The sequence below is a fragment of the Erwinia sp. JH02 genome (assembly GCF_013074405.1).
Lineage (GTDB): Bacteria > Pseudomonadota > Gammaproteobacteria > Enterobacterales > Enterobacteriaceae > Erwinia > Erwinia rhapontici.
Map to the genome: position 1 here is coordinate 836,882 of NZ_JABANZ010000002.1, position 12,715 is coordinate 849,596.

The 12,715-nt window shown below is 53.2% G+C and carries 11 protein-coding genes; 6 read left to right on the top strand and 5 right to left on the bottom strand.

The features are described from left to right. Positions 1-239 precede the first annotated feature (239 nt). The 4 genes from glmM to rlmE all read right to left on the bottom strand — a co-directional run bounded on the left by glmM (position 240) and on the right by rlmE (position 5,172). Positions 240-1,574: a phosphoglucosamine mutase gene (glmM, locus tag HHI26_RS08565; protein WP_133844046.1), complete on the bottom strand. Its 1,335-nt coding sequence runs from the start codon at positions 1,572-1,574 to the stop codon at positions 240-242. 1 nt (position 1,575) lies between these two features. After that, on the bottom strand, positions 1,576-2,415 hold the full coding sequence (folP, locus tag HHI26_RS08570; RefSeq protein ID WP_171148914.1) for a dihydropteroate synthase: 840 nt from the start codon (positions 2,413-2,415) through the stop codon (positions 1,576-1,578). A gap of 102 nt (positions 2,416-2,517) precedes the next feature. Beyond that, positions 2,518-4,428 carry an ATP-dependent zinc metalloprotease FtsH gene (gene ftsH / locus HHI26_RS08575; RefSeq protein WP_133844050.1) on the bottom strand — a complete coding sequence of 637 codons (1,911 nt, stop codon included), beginning with the start codon at positions 4,426-4,428 and terminating at the stop codon, positions 2,518-2,520. 114 nt (positions 4,429-4,542) lie between these two features. Continuing rightward, on the bottom strand, positions 4,543-5,172 hold the full coding sequence (gene rlmE / locus HHI26_RS08580; protein ID WP_133844051.1) for a 23S rRNA (uridine(2552)-2'-O)-methyltransferase RlmE: 630 nt from the start codon (positions 5,170-5,172) through the stop codon (positions 4,543-4,545). Positions 5,173-5,300: 128 nt separating this feature from the next. Here rlmE and yhbY point away from each other — a divergent pair, with 128 nt between their 5' ends. Then, positions 5,301-5,594 (top strand): ribosome assembly RNA-binding protein YhbY, encoded by a 294-nt coding sequence (yhbY, locus tag HHI26_RS08585; protein ID WP_048914482.1) that lies wholly within the window; start codon positions 5,301-5,303, stop codon positions 5,592-5,594. A 142-nt stretch (positions 5,595-5,736) separates the two neighbouring features. Here yhbY and greA read toward each other — a convergent pair whose 3' ends face one another. After that, on the bottom strand, positions 5,737-6,219 hold the full coding sequence (greA, locus tag HHI26_RS08590) for a transcription elongation factor GreA (protein WP_133844053.1): 483 nt from the start codon (positions 6,217-6,219) through the stop codon (positions 5,737-5,739). A gap of 249 nt (positions 6,220-6,468) precedes the next feature. Between greA and dacB the strand changes: the two genes are divergently transcribed. From dacB to HHI26_RS08615, 5 genes are all read left to right on the top strand, one after another. Next, entirely contained in the window at positions 6,469-7,902 is a 1,434-nt protein-coding gene (dacB, locus tag HHI26_RS08595; protein ID WP_133844244.1) for a serine-type D-Ala-D-Ala carboxypeptidase, read from the top strand. A 4-nt stretch (positions 7,903-7,906) separates the two neighbouring features. Next, positions 7,907-8,569, top strand: coding sequence for a two-component system response regulator PmrA (gene pmrA / locus HHI26_RS08600; protein ID WP_133844055.1), 663 nt, complete (start codon positions 7,907-7,909; stop codon positions 8,567-8,569). Beyond that, positions 8,566-9,621 (top strand): two-component system sensor histidine kinase PmrB, encoded by a 1,056-nt coding sequence (gene pmrB / locus HHI26_RS08605; RefSeq protein ID WP_133844057.1) that lies wholly within the window; start codon positions 8,566-8,568, stop codon positions 9,619-9,621. Before pmrA ends, pmrB begins: the two co-directional genes overlap by 4 nt. A 282-nt stretch (positions 9,622-9,903) precedes the next feature. Further along, positions 9,904-11,079 (top strand): isochorismate synthase, encoded by a 1,176-nt coding sequence (locus tag HHI26_RS08610; RefSeq protein WP_171148915.1) that lies wholly within the window; start codon positions 9,904-9,906, stop codon positions 11,077-11,079. 11 nt (positions 11,080-11,090) lie between these two features. Further along, positions 11,091-12,704: a (2,3-dihydroxybenzoyl)adenylate synthase gene (locus HHI26_RS08615; protein WP_171148916.1), complete on the top strand. Its 1,614-nt coding sequence runs from the start codon at positions 11,091-11,093 to the stop codon at positions 12,702-12,704. Positions 12,705-12,715 lie beyond the last annotated feature (11 nt).

A 12,715-nucleotide genomic window follows, 5' to 3' on the forward strand; every position in this document is an offset into this window, starting at 1 on the left:
GCTTCAAGCCAGTTAGTCTTAATAAGTAGTTAACGACCTACCTATGAAGCGGGTGTGAATACTAACCAAAGGTGACCGCACGTGCAAGGGCAATTTCATACGCCATAACTGATTGCGGAAAAAAACGACAAAAGGCGGTTTTTTGGAGAAAAAACACACGCTTTAGCCCAAAAAAATCCTATGCACTCTGTAAATTACCTGCCCGGTAAGACTTAAAAAAGATCGTCCCGGGCATCGGGTTAAACTGCTTTTACTGCATCAGCAATGCGGTGCGCCAGCGCAGTCACCTGCGCTTCATCCTCACCTTCCACCATCACCCGGATGAGAGGCTCGGTGCCTGACTTACGTAACAATACGCGTCCACGCCCTTTTAATTCGGCTTCAACCTCAGCAGTCACCGCTTTGACCTGGCTGTCTTCCAGCGGGTCATTGGCACCACTGAAACGCACATTTACCAGAATTTGTGGCAACAGTTTCATTCCACTGCACAGATCGTGCAGGGTCATATGGTTACGCACCATCGCAGTCAACACCTGCAAACCTGCAACAATACCGTCGCCCGTGGTAGTTTTATCCAACAGGATAACGTGACCTGAGTTCTCAGCCCCCAGGCGCCAGCCCTTCTCTTTCAGTTTTTCCAGTACGTAGCGGTCACCCACTTTGGCACGTGCGAACGGAATACCGAGCTGTTTCAGCGCCAGTTCAAGGCCCATGTTGCTCATCAGTGTGCCAACCACGCCGCCGCGCAGTTGCCCCTGGCGCAGCCCTTCCCGGGCAATAAGATAGAGGATCTGATCGCCATCCACTTTGTGGCCAAGGTGGTCAACCATCATGATACGGTCGCCATCACCATCGTAAGCCAGACCAACATCGGCTTTTTCTGCCAGCACACGCTCCTGCAACAGACGGAGATCGGTCGCACCGCACTCTTTGTTGATGTTCATACCGTCCGGCTGCACACCAATCGCGATGACCGTAGCACCCAGTTCACGTAATACGTTTGGCGCGATGTGATAAGTGGCACCATTCGCGCAGTCGACCACAATTTTCAAGCCATTCAGACTCAGCTCGCTCGGGAATGTCCCTTTGCAGAACTCAATATAGCGCCCGGCAGCATCAACGATACGGCTGGCACGTCCCAGTTCTGCAGATTCGACACAGGTAATCGGTTTTTCCATTTCCGCTTCGATCGCTTCTTCCACTTCATCCGGCAGCTTAGTGCCTTCAGTAGAGAAGAATTTGATGCCGTTATCGTCAAAGGGATTGTGTGACGCAGAAATCACAATGCCGGCTTCTGCACGGAAGGTGCGGGTCAGATATGCGATAGCCGGGGTTGGCATCGGACCGGTGAATGCCGCAGACAGACCCGCGGCGGCCAGGCCTGCCTCCAGTGCAGACTCCAGCATATAGCCAGAAATACGCGTGTCTTTACCAATAATGATCTTCTTGGAACCATGACGCGCCAGCACTTTACCTGCAGCAAAGCCCAGCTTCAGCACGAAGTCCGGAGTAATCGGAGACTCACCCACTTTGCCGCGGATGCCATCTGTACCAAAATATTTACGCTCGCTCATACTATTTTTCTTCCCTTGCAGACTGTGTGGCTTCGACGACGCGCATCGCCTCTACGGTTTCTTTCACATCGTGGACGCGCAGAATATGGGCTCCCTGCATGGCGGCAATCACTGCACAAGCGAGACTCCCGGTCAGGCGCTGGGATGGCCCGACATTCAATAGCTGACCAACCATACTCTTGCGTGACATTCCTACCAACAGCGGCAGGCCAAAGTGGTGGTAATCCGCCAGATGCGCCAGCAATTGATAATTGTGGGAGAGATTCTTACCGAAACCGAAACCGGGGTCGAGCAACAGTTGTGATTTTTTGATCCCGGCGGCTTCACAGCGGGCGATATGCTCGACAAAAAAGGCATCCACATCCTGTAAAATGTTCTGATACTGCGGCGCCTGCTGCATCGTTTTCGGCTCACCCTGCATATGCATCAGGCAGACTGGAAGGCCGGTTTCCGCTGCTGCAGCCAACGCGCCAGGTTCCTGGAGAGAACGAATATCATTGATGATGTGGGCACCTGCACGTGCAGATTCGCGAATAACATCAGGTTTTGAGGTATCGACTGAGATCCAGACCTCGAAACGTTGTGCGATGGCTTCCACGACCGGCATAACCCGGTCCAGCTCCTGTTGAACACTGACCTCTGCCGCGCCGGGACGCGTGGATTCCCCCCCCACATCAATGATAGTTGCACCTGCGTTGATCATCTCATTGGCATGGGTCAGCGCCTGGATTAACTCATTATGCTTGCCGCCATCGGAAAAAGAGTCAGGAGTGACATTTAAAATCCCCATTACGTGAGGATGTGAAAGGTCGAGCACGGAATCTCTGGCGTACAGCTTCATAACAAATTTTCTCCGGTAACAGGGATAAAAAAACCCCGGTCAGCGCCGGGGTTTTGATGATATCAATTTTACAGCACAGCAGATGAAAGCGCTGCGCAGTTTTTACATAGTGCTGGTAGGCGTCGGCGGATCATCAACCGGGCGCGGTGCCTGAGGGCTGCCACCATTTTTATCGGAGTTGTCAGAGCTGGTGCTCTCTTCCCAACCCGCTGGTGGACGCACTTCACGGCGTGCCATCAGATCGCTAACCTGTGGAGCATCAATGGTTTCATACTTCATCAGCGCGTCTTTCATCGCATGAAGGATGTCCATGTTCTCATCCAGAATACGGCGAGCACGGGCGTAGTTAGTATCAATCAGTTTTTTCACTTCCTGATCGATAATACGCGCCGTTTCATCAGACATGTGTTTCGCTTTTGCCACTGAACGGCCAAGGAACACTTCACCTTCTTCTTCAGCATACAGCAGCGGACCCAATTTCTCTGAGAAGCCCCACTGAGTCACCATGTTGCGCGCAACGCTGGTGGCCATTTTGATGTCTGAAGAAGCACCGGTAGAGACATAGTCTGGACCATAGATGATTTCTTCAGCCAGACGGCCACCGTAGGCGACGGAAATACGGCTTTCCAACTTCTGACGGTTGGCGCTGATCTCATCACCCTCAGGCAAGAAGAATGCGACGCCCAATGCACGTCCTCGCGGAATAATCGTCACTTTATGCACCGGGTCATAACCGGGTACCAGTGTACCGACAATCGCGTGACCGGCTTCGTGGTAGGCCGTCGACTCTTTCTGCGCTTCGGTCATCACCATGGAGCGACGTTCTGCACCCATCATGATTTTATCTTTGGCTTTTTCGAACTCAACCATCGATACCACACGCTTATTGCCGCGTGCCGCAAACAGAGCCGCTTCGTTGACCAGGTTAGCCAGGTCAGCACCGGAGAAGCCTGGAGTACCACGTGCAATCACAGACGGTTCCATATCAGTCGACAACGGTACACGACGCATATGGACTTTCAGGATCTGCTCACGACCACGAACATCTGGCAGACCCACCACAACCTGACGGTCGAAACGGCCCGGACGCAGTAATGCCGGGTCCAGCACGTCAGGACGGTTAGTTGCCGCGATCACGATGATGCCTTCATTACCTTCGAAGCCATCCATTTCAACCAGCATCTGGTTCAGGGTTTGCTCACGTTCATCGTGACCACCGCCCAAACCGGCACCACGCTGACGGCCCACTGCATCGATTTCATCGATGAAGATAATGCACGGCGCAGCTTTTTTAGCCTGTTCAAACATGTCACGAACGCGGGATGCACCCACACCAACAAACATTTCAACGAAGTCAGAACCGGAGATGGTAAAGAAAGGCACTTTCGCTTCACCGGCAATCGCTTTTGCCAGCAAGGTTTTACCGGTACCCGGAGGACCGACCATCAGTACGCCTTTCGGAATTTTACCGCCGAGTTTCTGGAAGCGGCTAGGCTCACGCAGGTATTCAACCAGCTCGCTGACTTCTTCTTTTGCTTCGTCACAACCGGCAACGTCCGCAAAGGTGGTCTTGATTTGATCTTCTGTCAGCATGCGGGCCTTGCTCTTGCCGAAGGACATCGCGCCCTTTCCGCCGCCGCCCTGCATCTGACGCATAAAGAAGATCCAGACACCGATAAGTAGCAGCATTGGGAACCAGGAGATGAAGATCGACGCCAGCAGGCTCGGCTCTTCTGGTGGTTCACCCACTACTTTCACATTTTTAGTCAACAGGTTGTCGAGCAACTTAGGATCGTTGACGGGAATGTAGGTCGTATATCGATTACTGTCTTTTTTGGTTACGTTAATCTCACGCCCGTTAATACGTGCCTCGCGGACCTGATCCTGGTTCACTTCCGACAGGAAGGTTGAATAATCAACCCGACGGCCATTCGACTCGCTGGGCCCAAAGCTCTGGAATACAGACATCAGCACGACTGCGATGACTAACCAGAGAATCAGGTTTTTCGCCATGTCACTCAAGGGATTAACCTCATATTACAACGGTGTTAACAGACAGCGTAGGGTACTCTATATCCTTCACACTTGGAATCGCTGAGGTGCTGACAGCCAATCCAGTTATTCTGGTTACAGTTTGCGCCCTGTCGCTACAATGTACACTTCACGCGAACGAGAGCGCGAAGCGTCCGGCTTACGAATTTTTACTTTCGTAAACAGGGAGCGAATTTCCCGGAGGTATTCTTCAAAGCCATCTCCCTGAAACACTTTCACTAAAAAGCTTCCACCAGGTGCCAAAACGTCACGGCACATTTCCAACGCAAGCTCACATAAATACATAGACCGGGGAATATCGACGGCAGGCGTACCCGTCATGTTGGGTGCCATATCTGACATCACAACCTGAACCTTGGTCTCACCTACGCGTTCCAGCAGAGCCTTCAGCACCAATTCATCACGAAAGTCGCCCTGAAGGAAATCGACACCGACGATAGGATCCATCGGCAGAAGATCACAAGCAATAACGTGACCCTTTGCCCCAATCTGGGTAACCACATACTGCGACCAACCACCGGGAGCCGCGCCGAGATCCACCACAGTCATCCCAGGTTTGAACAGTTTGTCGCCTTGCTGTATCTCATCCAGTTTAAACCAGGCGCGCGAGCGCAGCCCTTTTTTCTGTGCCTCAAGCACATATTTATCGCTAAAGTGTTCCTGTAGCCAGCGGCTGGAACTGGCCGAACGCTTTTTACCTGTCATACAATTTCCAACTATGATTCAACGTAAGCGATAAATAAACCGCTCAAATCAGCGCTGCCGATTTGGTGATACACCCGAGATGGCGGTAGAATGACCCGTTTTCAATCCCAATGTAAGTAAAAAATACGATGAATCTGAGTACCAAACAAAAACAGCACCTGAAAGGTCTGGCCCATCCGCTGAAGCCAGTTGTTATGCTGGGCAACAATGGTTTGACCGAAGGGGTGCTGGCCGAGATCGAACAAGCACTGGAGCACCATGAACTTATCAAGGTGAAAATCGCCACAGAAGATCGTGAGACGAAAGCCCTGGTAGTTGAGGCCATCGTGCGCGAAACGCGTGCAGTCAATGTGCAGGTTATCGGCAAGACGCTGGTACTGTACCGTCCAACGAAAGAGCGCAAGATTTCCATTCCGCGTTGATGAGCAGGTCGGTTTTCGGGCCGACTTGTCCATACTAAGCTCAGGACTGGAGAAAGTGCCATGCTCCTGATTCTGATAAAAGGCCGCGTTGCGGCCTTTTTCTTATCTTTACAAAACCTCAGTTATTTTGAGGACTGTAAAATTAAAGATATTCTACTTTTAAGATTTCATATTCCACATCGCCACCTGGGGTTTTGATAATGGCAATATCATCAGCAACCTTGCCCACCAGGCCACGTGCCATTGGTGAGTTCACTGAAATCAGATTCTGCTTAAAGTTCGCTTCATCATCCCCTACGATACGGTAGGTAGACTCTTCATCAGTGTCCACATTCAGCACGGTCACTGTGGCACCGAAAATCACGCGGCCGTTAGCATTGCCCGCCATTTTGGTGACATCAATCACCTGGGCATTCGACAGCTTGGCTTCAATTTCCTGAATACGGCCTTCGCAGAATCCTTGCTCTTCACGAGCAGCATGATATTCAGCATTTTCTTTTAAATCGCCGTGTTCGCGAGCATCTGCAATTGAGGCAATAATTCTAGGGCGTTTAACGGTTTTCAGCTCTTCCAGCTCTTCGCGCAGTTTTTCCGCGCCCCTCAACGTCATCGGAATCTGGTTCATCTCAATACCTCTTAAAATCTATCCTGTTTAAAGTGTCGTCATCCTGACGGGTGGCATGCAGGAAGGGCGTCCTGCGGCGCTTACTACTGATTTGAAACGAAAGAAGCCTGACCCGGAGCAAGCTCCAGGGCAGGTTCGATTTTGCAATTTGATACGTATTTTACCCCAGAGTTCCCTGGGGGTCATCGTTTACTTTCCACCGCAATGCACCGTAGTATGACAGCATCACCTGTCAGTTACCGCGAGATTATGCGATTTTCACGAATTGTCACCGGCTTTACCTGCGCATTTATGCTGCAAGCGCAGGCTGCGCCCGTCGAAGACTATACCCAATATTTACCCGACGGCGCCAATCTGGCGCTGGTTGTGCAGAAAATTGGTGCCACAACGCCAGCTATCGACTATCACAGCCAACAGATGGCACTGCCCGCCAGCACCATGAAAGTGATCACTGCTCTCGCCGCGTTGTTACAACTCGGCCCGGATTATCGCTTTCATACACAGCTGGAAAGTAAAGGCAGTGTGAGCGGCGATACACTGCGCGGCGATCTGGTGGCTCGTTTCGGTGGCGATCCCACCCTGACACGCCAGGATTTGCGTAATATGGTCACCGCACTGAGAAAACAGGGTGTGGAACACATTGATGGCAATCTGGTCATTGATACGTCCGTTTTTGCCAGCCACGATAAAGCGCCCGGCTGGCCGTGGAATGACATGACGCAATGCTTCAGTGCCCCGCCCGGCGCTGCCATCGTTGATCGTAACTGCTTCTCGGTATCGCTTTATAGTGCGCCAAACCCGGGTGATAAGGCGTTTATTCGCGTCGCATCTTACTATCCGGTGAATATGTTCAGCGAAGTCCGCACGCTGGCTAAAGGCTCCCCTGATGCGCAGTATTGCGAGCTGGATGTGGTTCCGGGTGAGCTTAATCGCTTTACCCTCACGGGTTGTCTGACCCAGCGTTCTGAGCCATTACCGCTGGCTTTTGCCATCCAGGACGGGGCCAGTTACGCAGGCGCGATCCTGAAAGCTGAGCTGCAGAATGCCGGGATTGACTACACCGGCCACCTGGTCAGGCAGACTCAGGTCACACAGCCCGGTACTGTACTGGCCGAAACGCAGTCAGCACCGCTGCATGATCTGTTAAAAATTATGCTGAAGAAGTCAGACAATATGATCGCTGACACCGTTTTCCGCACCATCGGCCATGAACGCTTTGGCGTGCCGGGTACATGGCGGGCAGGATCGGATGCAGTCCGTCAGATCCTGCGTCAGAAGGCGAATATCGATCTGGGTAACAGCATTCAGGTCGATGGATCCGGGCTGTCGCGTCACGATCTGATCTCTCCGGCAACCATGATGCAGGTACTGCAATATATTGCGCAGAATGATGAGCAATTAAATTATATTTCGATGCTACCCTTAGCGGGTTATGACGGCACATTACGCTATCGCGGCGGTCTGCACGAAGCTGGTGTTGATGGCAAGGTATCGGCAAAAACGGGGTCTTTACAGGGTGTGTATAACCTGGCTGGCTTTATGACAACCGCCAGCGGACAACGTGTTGCCTTTGTGCAGTTCCTGTCAGGATACGCTGTGCCACCGGAAGATCAGCGCCAGCGCCGTATTCCTTTGGTTCGTTTCGAAAGCCGCTTGTACAAAGACGTTTATCAAAATAATTGAGCCAATGAAAATACTGATCGTTGAAGATGATACGCTCCTGCAACAGGGGTTAACCCTAGCCCTGACGGGTGAAGGTTATGCTGTGGACTGTGCGGCCAGCGCCGCGCAGGCCATTGCGTATTTGAACAGCGGTCAGTACAGCCTGATTGTTCTGGATCTTGGGTTGCCGGATCGTGATGGTGCCGATCTGCTGCGGCAGTGGCGCAAAGAGCAGGTTGATCTGCCAGTATTGATCCTGACAGCACGCGATGCATTATCTGACCGTGTTGACGGGCTGGATGCCGGAGCAGATGACTATCTGATCAAACCCTTTGCACTGGTTGAGCTGAAAGCCCGCGTCCGTGCGCTTATCCGTCGCTATCAGGGAAGAAGCGATAACCTGTTACAGCATGGCGACCTCGCACTTAACCTCTCTTCGCAACAGGTCGCCGTCGATAATCACCCCATCGAGGTGACACCTAAAGAGTTTTCTCTGTTAACGCGTCTACTGATGCGCATTGGTCAAACGGTGCACCGGGAAACACTCCTGCAGGATCTCTACAGCTGGCAAGATGATACCGGCTCAAATACCCTTGAAGTCCATATCCATAATCTGCGGCGTAAGCTGGGGAAAGACCGGATTAAAACCGTACGTGGCGTTGGCTATCGCCTGGAAGAACGCGCATGAACAGTATGCGTCGGCGTTTATTGATTATGCTGACGCTCATTCTGTTGAGCTGCCAGTTGATGAGCGCGCTCTGGCTGTGGCATGAAAGCCGCGAACAGATCAGTTTTCTGGTCAATGAGACCCTCTCTGCACACGCTCGTAATGATCAGGTAGAAAATGAAATCCGCGAGGCCATCGCCTCTCTGCTTCTGCCTTCGCTGGTGATGGTCTGCTTTACCCTGCTGCTTTCATTCTGGGCAATCAGCTGGATTATTCGCCCGCTCAGATCGCTTCAACAAAACCTGGTTACCCGCTCTGCTGACAATCTCTCTCCCCTGCCGCTGCATTCAGAAATGGATGAAATTGTGGCGGTCACCGGGGCGTTAAACCAGCTGCTGGGCCGTCTTGATAATACGCTGCAGCAGGAGCGGCTGTTCACCGCTGATGCTGCACACGAGCTGCGTACGCCGCTGGCAGGTCTGCGGTTACACCTTGAGCTGCTGGAGCAGGAAGGGGTAAAACAGGGGCCGATGCTGGTTGAGCGCATCGATCAACTGATGCATGTTATTGAGCAGCTCCTGATGTTGTCACGCGCCGGTCAGGCACTGGCCAGCGGCCATTATCAGACCCTGAGCTGGCATGATGTCATTGACCCGCTACGCCAGGAAATGGATGAACTACTGGCCCTGCGTCAGCAGCATCTTATTGTTAGCAGCACGACAATACGCACGGTACAGGGCGATGCCATCTTGCTGAGGCTGATGCTGCGTAACCTGCTGGAGAATGCCTCACGTTACAGTCCAGAGGGCAGCACGATTACGTTGCTGGTGGAAGATGAGGAAACCGGAAGCCAGGTCAGTGTCCACGATGAAGGCTCCGGCATTGATGCCAGTATGGTAAACGATGCCATCAAAGCCTTCCGTCGAATGGATCGTCGCTATGGTGGTAGCGGACTTGGCCTGAATATCGTCCAGCGCATTGTGCAAATCCATCGTGGGCACCTCAGTCTGACGAACCGTAGCGATCGCAGTGGCCTCAAAGCCAGCTGCTGGTTACCCCATCAGCTTGACTAAACGTTTCCTGCTACCCGCCTAACATCCTCTGTTATCCCACGGGCGTTATCCCACGGGCATTTAATCAGCAATGCTTACCTTTTATGTGGATTCCTCTGGCCCCCCTTTTCACAGGTAATGGCAGCACGGCTCGCGTACAGCACCCACCGTGTAAGGATGTCTTTACGATAATTAAATTAATTTACCTTTATTGACACTCCACAATAATCGACGTAGTTTACTGCACCTGAAAGCAAATGATAATAGTTCTTACTACGTTTATCATTTAAATGAGGATGCCCAATGGAATCGTTAACGTCAGAAAGTACGCTACAGTTTGCCTCACAGGCAGCCGCCAGTGGTTTTTTCTTTATGTCTCCCTGGCGCAGTCTGGCAGCACAGGGCTGCTTTACCACCGTCACCACCCCTGCATTCGGTGGCGAAGCGCTACATAGCGAATTTCAACACGAAATCCGGCAACGATTCCTTGATGCGAAACGCCAGGGAATTGCTCACCCCGTGCTCGTCGGGGCGATCCCCTTCGATGCCAGCCAGCCTTCTTCCCTGTTTATCCCTGAGTCCAGCCAGTACTTCGATGGCAAGGCGTATCTGCAACAAATGGGCGCGCCAAAGAGTGAGCTTCCTGACGTCATGCGCCGTACTGCTCTGCCAGAGCAGGACGCCTTTATGCAGATGGTCGCCCAGGCCGTTGACGCGACCACAACGAAGCAGTTGGACAAAGTGGTGCTGTCACGCCTGATGGAAATCGTCACTACCGAGAAGATCGATATTGCCAACCTGATGACGCGCCTGATGACGCAGAATCCTGGAAGCTATAACTTCCATGTTGCACTACCGGAAGGGGGTTCATTGCTGGGGGCCAGCCCGGAGTTGCTGATGCGCAAGCATGACAGCCGCTATTACACCCATCCACTGGCCGGATCGGCGCGTCGTGAAAGTGATGCACAGAAAGATCGTCAGGCCGGGCAACAGCTGATGGCATCCACCAAGGATCGCTACGAGCATAAGCTGGTGACCGATGCCATGCGCGATGTGCTGCAACCCCGCAGCGCTTACCTTGCCCTGCCAGCGACCCCGGAGCTGTTGACCACCTCGACGCTCTGGCATCTGGGCACCGCGATTGAAGGTGAAGTGAGCCAGAAAGCCGATACGGCACTGTCACTGGCCTGCCTGCTGCATCCAACGCCGGCGCTGAGCGGCTTCCCGCATACCACTGCCCAGAAACTGATTGCTGAACTGGAACCGTTCAATCGGGGCCTCTTTGGCGGCATTGTCGGCTGGTGCGATGAGCACGGCAACGGTGAATGGGTCGTCACCATCCGCTGCGGCAAAGTGAACGGTAACCGCGTTCGTCTGTTTGCCGGTGCCGGTATCGTTCCGGCCTCCAGCCCGGAATCCGAATGGCGGGAAACCGGCGTCAAACTCAACACCATGCTACGGGCTTTTGGCCTGAACTAAAGAGTGCTGTCATGACCATCCCTTATTCTCGCTGGCCGAACGATCTGGCCACACAGTATCGCGCAAAAGGTTACTGGCTGGATCTGCCGTTAACGGACATTCTGCAACGTCACGCTGGCAGCAGCGCCGTAGCCGTGATTGACGGCACGCGCCGTTATCGCTACCACGATCTGGCACAGCAGTCCGATCGCCTGGCAGCCTCGCTGCAACGCCGTGGTCTGAAGTCAGGTGACACGGCACTGGTACAACTGGGTAACGTTGCAGAATTCTACGTCACCTTTTTTGCCTTGCTGAAAATTGGCGTCGCCCCTGTTAACGCACTATTCAGTCATCAACGCAACGAACTGAGCGCCTACGCGCTGCAAATTCAGCCCGCGCTGTTGATTGCCGACCGCCAGCACAGCCTGTTTAGCAACGATGATTATCTCAATCAACTCCGGCAGGATTTCCCGGCGCTGAAGGTCGTGGCGTTGCACAATGAAAACAACGTTGCGCTTTCACTGTCAGGCCTGATTGATGCAGATGCCGGCGATTTTATAGCCAGCCCCTCTGCTGCCGATGAAGTGGCCTTCTTTCAGCTCTCCGGCGGCAGTACCGGAACCCCGAAACTGATCCCACGTACCCACAATGATTATTACTACAGTATTCGTGGCAGCGTTGAGATCTGTGAGTTCAACGCACAGACTCGTTATCTGAATGCCCTGCCCGCCGCCCATAACTATGCGATGAGCTCACCAGGCTCCCTCGGCGTGTTTTACGCGGGTGGCTGTGTGGTAATGGCGAACGATCCCAGTGCCAACCTCTGCTTCCCGCTGATTGAACAACATCAGGTTAACGTGGCGGCACTGGTGCCACCCGCCGTCAGTCTGTGGTTACAGGCAATTCAGGAATGGGGCAGCAACCGTGCACTGACATCACTGGCACTGTTACAAGTTGGTGGTGCCAAGCTCAGTGAATCACTGGCTTCACGTATCCAGAAAGAAATTGGCTGCCAGCTCCAGCAGGTCTTTGGCATGGCCGAAGGTCTGGTGAACTACACCCGCCTGGACGATGACCAGCAGCATATTCTCACTACGCAGGGCCGTCCGATCTCTGACGACGACGAGGTTTGGGTCGCGGATGAGCAGGGTCAGCCACTGCCCGCGGGAGAAACCGGCCGCCTGATGACGCGCGGCCCTTATACCTTCCGTGGTTACTACAATAGCCCGGAGCACAATGCTGCCAGCTTCGATGATCAGGGTTTCTACTGCTCCGGCGATCTGATCGCCATCGCTGCAGACGGCTACATCACCGTTCAGGGGCGCGAGAAGGATCAGATCAACCGGGGTGGCGAAAAGATCGCAGCGGAAGAGATCGAAAATCTGCTACTGCGCCATGAAGACGTGATCCATGCTGCGCTGGTGTCCATGGAAGACAACCTGATGGGTGAGAAAAGCTGTGCGTTTATTGTCGCGCGTCGTGCGCTAAAACCGGTGGTCTTACGTCGTCATCTGCGTGAACTGGGCGTGGCGGAATTCAAGCTGCCGGATCGCATTGAATGTGTCGATGAGCTACCGCTCACCCCGGTGGGAAAAGTGGACAAAAAACGCCTGCGCCAGCAGCTGGCCGCTCAGCAGAACGGATAATTTTCAGGAGA

Bases quoted from the DNA above. Each gene is read 5' to 3' on its own strand.
- glmM (WP_133844046.1), bottom strand. From the start codon at position 1,574: ATGAGCGAGCGTAAATATTTTGGTACAGATGGCATCCGCGGCAAAGTG.
- folP (WP_171148914.1), bottom strand. From the start codon at position 2,415: ATGAAGCTGTACGCCAGAGATTCCGTGCTCGACCTTTCACATCCTCAC.
- ftsH (WP_133844050.1), bottom strand. From the start codon at position 4,428: ATGGCGAAAAACCTGATTCTCTGGTTAGTCATCGCAGTCGTGCTGATG.
- rlmE (WP_133844051.1), bottom strand. From the start codon at position 5,172: ATGACAGGTAAAAAGCGTTCGGCCAGTTCCAGCCGCTGGCTACAGGAA.
- yhbY (WP_048914482.1), top strand. From the start codon at position 5,301: ATGAATCTGAGTACCAAACAAAAACAGCACCTGAAAGGTCTGGCCCAT.
- greA (WP_133844053.1), bottom strand. From the start codon at position 6,219: ATGAACCAGATTCCGATGACGTTGAGGGGCGCGGAAAAACTGCGCGAA.
- dacB (WP_133844244.1), top strand. From the start codon at position 6,469: ATGCGATTTTCACGAATTGTCACCGGCTTTACCTGCGCATTTATGCTG.
- pmrA (WP_133844055.1), top strand. From the start codon at position 7,907: ATGAAAATACTGATCGTTGAAGATGATACGCTCCTGCAACAGGGGTTA.
- pmrB (WP_133844057.1), top strand. From the start codon at position 8,566: ATGAACAGTATGCGTCGGCGTTTATTGATTATGCTGACGCTCATTCTG.
- HHI26_RS08610 (WP_171148915.1), top strand. From the start codon at position 9,904: ATGGAATCGTTAACGTCAGAAAGTACGCTACAGTTTGCCTCACAGGCA.
- HHI26_RS08615 (WP_171148916.1), top strand. From the start codon at position 11,091: ATGACCATCCCTTATTCTCGCTGGCCGAACGATCTGGCCACACAGTAT.